The 610-nt window shown below is 39.7% G+C and carries 1 protein-coding gene; it reads left to right on the top strand.

Going from position 1 to position 610, the window contains the following annotated elements:
- Positions 1-34: 34 nt before the first annotated feature.
- Positions 35-484 carry a GyrI-like domain-containing protein gene (locus tag KIV40_RS26110; protein ID WP_010645962.1) on the top strand — a complete coding sequence of 150 codons (450 nt, stop codon included), beginning with the start codon at positions 35-37 and terminating at the stop codon, positions 482-484.
- The last annotated feature ends 126 nt before the right edge of the window (positions 485-610 follow it).

A 610-nucleotide genomic window follows, 5' to 3' on the forward strand; every position in this document is an offset into this window, starting at 1 on the left:
CCGTATAAAAAGCGTTATGTAACTAGGAGGAAAAATGAAGATCAGTGAAATAAACGGCTTTGAGGCTACGGGGTTCGTCATTCGCACAACTAATGCTGGTGAAGTAAATCCATCGACTGCAAAAATTGGAGAGCTTTGGGCAAAGTTTTACTCAAATGCTGCTCCAAAATTGAATGAAAAATCAAAAGTTTTTGGCATTTACACAAATTATGAGTCTGATTTCACGGGGGCTTTTGACGTTATCGCTTGTTCGGATACTTTGTCACCAGAAATATTATCAGACTCAGTAAAAGTTAACGTTACTTCTGGCAAATACGTAACTTTTGCTGCAAGCGGTGAAATGCCACAAGCAGTTATAGATCTTTGGGGTAAAGTCTGGAGTTACTTTAGTTCTGAAAACTGCCTTTACAAACGCGCATACACAACAGACTTTGAATACTATAAAAGTGCTCATGAAGTTGAGATCTCTATTGCTGTTAGATAGTTACATAACAATCTGTTTAAGAGGGATTCGCAACGCGTGGCATTTTCGCTATGCGTTGGTTTAAGTGATTAAGGTGGTATGCGGCGGCTTTTGTATTGCGTTACTCACCTATATGGTCTCCCCCTG

Source organism: Vibrio sp. D173a (genome assembly GCF_030248475.1).